This window comes from Psychrobacter sp. AOP5-GZ1-6 (genome assembly GCF_052376345.1).
In the GTDB taxonomy this organism is placed as follows: domain Bacteria; phylum Pseudomonadota; class Gammaproteobacteria; order Pseudomonadales; family Moraxellaceae; genus Psychrobacter.
Genome location: NZ_JBQSVP010000174.1, coordinates 1 through 5449, shown reverse-complemented (window position 1 = coordinate 5449; position 5449 = coordinate 1). Strand labels below are relative to the sequence as shown.

Below are 5449 nucleotides of genomic sequence, written 5' to 3'. Positions count from 1 at the left end.
AGATATTAGTAAGTTGCTTGATACATTTTGGTTAAATCTTAGCTATTTTTAGCGCACTCAAGGTGTGATACTCAGATGAGTTACATATCCATAAGGTGCTTGTTTTTATCATTGAATCTCAATGATGAGTAGATAAGTTATATCCAAACCATGTAATATATCAACGTAAGTTTGATAATAAACACTAACCAAACATTTTATATAGCTATTTCAATATAATTTGGGTACAAGAAACAAGAAAGCTGAGTGCAAGCACTACACATAGTAGACTCAGCAAAGCTGATACCGTATCCAATTTATAAAGGATTGATGATAGTCACTTATCTTAGACAAGGAACCAAAGCATGACTCAGCATAAAGGCACACCTTCAGACAAACCAAAAAGCACTAGCAACAAGCGCACTACTGCACTATCAACTAAATTCAATACCAAAACAGTAATTATGAGTGTTTCATTGGCAGCATTGCTCGTAACATCGGGCTGCGCCACCAGCTCATTATTGGAAAAAGACAGTTATAGCAGTACGAGTACCACAAAAAATGTATTGTCTGAAGATCAAATCATCGCTTTTGGTCGTCCTGCGCAAGCGTTGCCAAAAATGCCAAATGCATCCATGGTTATCGTTGGTGAGAAAAACAGCTATGTGCTGAGCCAAGGTGGGACAGAGATGATCAGCTTACTAGGTAGCTTGACGCCTAAAAACATCCAAGTCGATAACGATATGAACTTTTATGTGCCGAACAACGATGGGTATTTCCAAGGAGAGATGAAGCTCTCTTATGCCAAGTTAAAAGACGAATTTAAACGTTCTGATTATCAGTTCTTTTTACAGAATGGTGGTACAGAATGTACCTCAGCCAGTGACAAACGCATCAATGCTCAACGCTTTTGTTTTAGCGTCCCTGTCAAAGGCGCTATCTATCCGCAAGTCAGTAATTTGAGCATGATTCAGTCAAATTATCGCGCTTTATCTAAGCCTTATATGGTGAGCTTTTATTCAGAAACCACGCAAAGCCATGTGTCTAGTAGCGGTGCAAACACGGCGCAAAAGCTCGTATTGCTACCCTTTGCCCTAGCGTTTGACGTGGTTACTTTCCCACTTCAGCTATTAGAGTAGTTAGTTTTCTGTACTTATGACAGGGTACATCAAGAATAACGGGTTAAATAAAAAAGGTTTCTAAAAATTTGGAAGCCTTTTTTTATAGATTATCTTACGCTATCAATGACTTATCGCTAATCGTTATGACATCATGAGTTGAATTCATGTTAAAATGAGCACTTTTAAATAAGCCGTTAATATTTTTAATAAATAACGGCTTTTTTTAGTACCATTTTCTATTCAACAGGTCCGCCCATGTCAGCTGATACCATCGCCCGCACCGCCTTTAAACAAGGCACAAAACCTCTTTACGATTACGACAAACACTGGGCGAGCTGCTACGAGCCTGCACCATATCTGCCTATGAGTCGCAAAGAAATGGACGATCTAGGCTGGGATGCCTGTGATGTCATTATCGTTTCAGGTGACGCTTATGTCGATCACCCAAGCTTTGGCATGGCGATCATTGGACGTCTGCTAGAGTCGCAAGGGTTTCGCGTGGGTATCATTGCCCAGCCAGACTGGAAGAGCAAAGACGCCTTTATGGAATTGGGCAAACCTGTTTATGCTTATGGCGTGACCGCAGGCAACATGGACAGCATGATCAACCGCTATACAGCCGATCGCAAGATTCGTAGCGATGACGCCTACTCTCCAGGTAATGTCGCCAATAAACGTCCTGACCGTGCCGCTATCGTCTATAGCCAGCGCTGCCGCGAAGCCTATCCTGATGTGCCTATCATCTTAGGTGGTATCGAAGGCAGCCTACGCCGCATCGCTCATTATGATTACTGGTCAGATAAAGTACGCCGTAGTATCTTAATGGATGCGCGTGCCGATGTTTTATTATATGGTAATGCTGAGCGCGCCATCGTCGATGTGGTACATGGCTTGGCAAAAGGCTATAGCTTTGAGCAAATGAGTAAGCTGCGTGGTACGTCGTACCTGTTGACGCCGACACGCCGCCATTGGCAAAAAGGTATGACAGAAGTCGCCAGTAATGATGTCGATACAGTCGGTCGTGTGGATCCGATTATTAATCCTTATGTGATGACAGAAGATGTCGATCAGTGCTCAATTGAGCAAGAAAAACCAAGCGACTCGCCCGTTGGGCAGGCCATGCCGTCGTCTATGTCATCCATGTCATCACAGTATCAAGGCTTTGTGGCCGAGCCTGTCACCCAAAAAGTCATCAACGCAGAGCAAGTAGACACCGATACCCAAGTAGTGCAAATGCGCGGCTTTGATACTGCCAAAGGAAGAAATAATAAGCCGATGACGGCGCGCAAGCATAAGCTAAAAATGCCGCCACGTGAGCAAACTGTCATTCGTCTGCCTGATTATGAACACGTCAAATCTGACCCAGTGCTTTATGCTCATGCCAACCGTATCCTGCACCTTGAGACCAATCCTGGTAATGCCCGTGCGCTCGTGCAGCGTCATAGTAGCGGTGCGGGTAACTCGCATACTTCAATCGATGTGTGGCTGAATCCACCACCAGTGCCACTCTCGACCGAAGAGATGGATTATGTGTTCGATCTGCCTTATGCACGTCTGCCGCATCCAAGCTATGGTGGTGCGCGTATCCCTGCTTATGACATGATTAAGTTTTCGGTCAATATTATGCGCGGCTGTTTCGGCGGTTGTACGTTCTGCTCAATCACTGAGCACGAAGGTCGTATTATCCAAAACCGCTCAGAAGACTCAATCCTGCGTGAAGTCGAAGCTATCCGTGATACTGCGCCTAACTTCACTGGTGTGATATCTGACCTTGGTGGTCCAACTGCCAATATGTATCGTCTAAACTGTAAAGATGAGACGATTGAAAAGAACTGCCGTAAGCCGTCTTGTGTCTATCCTGACGTCTGCGAAAACCTAATTACTGACCACAGTAATTTGACTAAGCTATATCGCAAAGCGCGTGATATTAAAGGTGTGAAAAAGATTCTTATTGCCTCTGGACTGCGTTATGACTTGGCAGTAAAAGACCCTGAATACGTCAAAGAGTTGGTCAGCCATCATGTCGGTGGTTATCTAAAGATTGCCCCAGAACATTCAGAAGACAACGTATTATCAAAAATGATGAAGCCGGGTATGGGCTCATACGATAAATTCAAAGCCATGTTTGAGCAGTACAGCCAAGAAGCTGGCAAAGAGCAATACCTGATTCCTTATTTCATCGCGGCGCATCCCGGCACCAAAGATGAAGACATGATGAACCTTGCGCTTTGGCTAAAAAGCCATGGCTACCGCGCTGACCAAGTACAGGCATTTTATCCTAGTCCAATGGCGACAGCGACTACCATGTACCATACGCACAAAGATCCATTACATAAAGTGAGCCGTGCTGAAGGTGACATGGATATTGTCAAATCTGGCAAGCAGCGTAAACTGCATAAAGCGTTTTTGCGCTATCATGATCCAAAAAACTGGGTAATGCTACGTAAAGCCTTACAAGACATGGGCCGTAGTGATTTGATTGGTAAAAATCGTGGTTGCTTGATTCCGCCATTTAATGCCCATCTAGAAGGACGTGATGCCGCTCAAGACAGTTATCAATCAGCACGCAAGAAAAACAGTCGCTTGGGTAATGATTCGGTCAAACGTAGTAACGGTTCTTCAAGCAATAAAGCAGCTGCTAAAAAAGGGGCTGCGGGTAAAAACACAGTCAGTAAAAACGCTAAGAAACGTGTCAATAAAGGCAACTTTCAAACCCAGCATACGGGTCTGCCACCGCGCAAAACCAAATGATTATAGGTAGTTAAGATGCGCTCGCACCCATGAGCATACCTTAGCTACCTTGTTTTAATAATGCTCAATGAAACAAAAAAGCGCCTATCGATTCATATGTCGATAGGCGCTTTTTTATGTGTGAGAGATCACTTTTAGCCCGTATCATCCACTATTTTAATTGTCTTCCAACACACTCAAAATGAGACATTACATTAGTCAGCGATTGTGTGACAAAGCAAACATGTAACAAACAATTTCTAACATTTCCCTAGGTTCGTTTTGGGTACTATATAGCTATAAGCTTAACGCATACTTAAATATAATTACATGATACCGTCTATATCTTTGGAGAAAACCATGAATACCCTTACTAAAATTGTCGCAGCTCTACCTGCCCTCGCCCTATTAAGCGCTTGTGCGACTACTGCTCCGACTACTCCAAATACATCAGACGTGCCTGAGTCAGACACACCTACATCAGAGACTATGCCTAGTGCCGCTTACGATCGTATGGCACCAGCGCCTTATACTTGTACGGATGACAGCATCATCACGGCAAAACAATCTATCAATAAAAAACAAGTCATGCTGAACGTGACATTGCCTAAAGTAAAATGGGCGTCACAGCCAGTTATCTTAAATGGTGAAGCGCAAGATCATGTCGCCAGCTATGTCAATGACTCAAGCCCAGACGCGGTCTACGCATGGCATATGAAAGAAGACAAAGGTATCTTTGCCATTAAATGGGCCGATGGTACGGAATACCACGTAAGCTGCCAAATCTAATAACAGCGTCATACACAAAGAGCGATGATAAACGTTCATCAGTCATCATATGGTGGCTGTTTTTTTGAGTTTTATTATTTTAGCAGCACTATAAAGTGATTTATGATTAACCGTATAAAGGATATATCGATGGCTAAGCGTCTGATGAGTATGAAAGTAATCGCTACTGCAAGTGTATTGGTACTAATGGGTTTGACAGGGTGTGACAAAAGTACTGAGACGACCGAACCAAACTCTGAAACGGCAGCGACCACTACACAAGATGCAGCAACGACTGCGAGTAACACTGTTGACTGGTCTCTAGTCGCAAGCGATGAAGCAGCTGCTGAGATGACTAGCTACAAATATCCATTTGCCATCGATAGTAAAAATGTGCGCGATTATGCAGATTTTTTCAAAGTGGACACTGCTACCGCTCAACATAACCTGACGGTAAGTATGGCCAGCAATGAAGCACTGTCCAAAATATTGGATCAGCTAAGCGAGACCTATGTCTCACATGAGCTAACCGATGGCGAGGACATGACGCTTATCATTCATACTACGCCTGATGTCGCTGCTAGCAGCTACGATTATGTGTTGTCTGATGATTTTGCGAAAGGGCTGGTATTGCCGATTGAGATCAAACCTGATGGTAAGAAAAGTGATGTTGAAGGGCATGGAGAGATGGCTGAGTAGAGGTTAAGATTGACATTAGTCATTCATATAAGACGTATCAGATACCTGTCCATCATCTTTATAACTAACCCCAGTTCGGGATAAGCGCTCAAAAAAAAGATAAAAAAAGAAGCCCAAAATTGCTAAAGTAAGTTTACCAAGACAAACTTCAC

At 43.5% G+C, this 5449-nt stretch carries 4 protein-coding genes; all 4 read left to right on the top strand.

Going from position 1 to position 5449, the window contains the following annotated elements:
• Positions 1–344: 344 nt before the first annotated feature.
• The 4 genes from ACT3RN_RS14345 to ACT3RN_RS14330 all read left to right on the top strand — a co-directional run bounded on the left by ACT3RN_RS14345 (position 345) and on the right by ACT3RN_RS14330 (position 5297).
• Positions 345–1118, top strand: a complete 774-nt coding sequence (locus ACT3RN_RS14345; RefSeq protein WP_413038444.1) for a hypothetical protein — start codon at positions 345–347, stop codon at positions 1116–1118.
• 237 nt (positions 1119–1355) lie between these two features.
• Positions 1356–3851 carry a YgiQ family radical SAM protein gene (locus ACT3RN_RS14340; protein WP_442069718.1) on the top strand — a complete coding sequence of 832 codons (2496 nt, stop codon included), beginning with the start codon at positions 1356–1358 and terminating at the stop codon, positions 3849–3851.
• Positions 3852–4190: 339 nt separating this feature from the next.
• Positions 4191–4619: a hypothetical protein gene (locus ACT3RN_RS14335; RefSeq protein ID WP_192519052.1), complete on the top strand. Its 429-nt coding sequence runs from the start codon at positions 4191–4193 to the stop codon at positions 4617–4619.
• A gap of 129 nt (positions 4620–4748) precedes the next feature.
• Positions 4749–5297, top strand: a complete 549-nt coding sequence (locus ACT3RN_RS14330; RefSeq protein ID WP_192519053.1) for a hypothetical protein — start codon at positions 4749–4751, stop codon at positions 5295–5297.
• Positions 5298–5449: the final 152 nt, after the last annotated feature.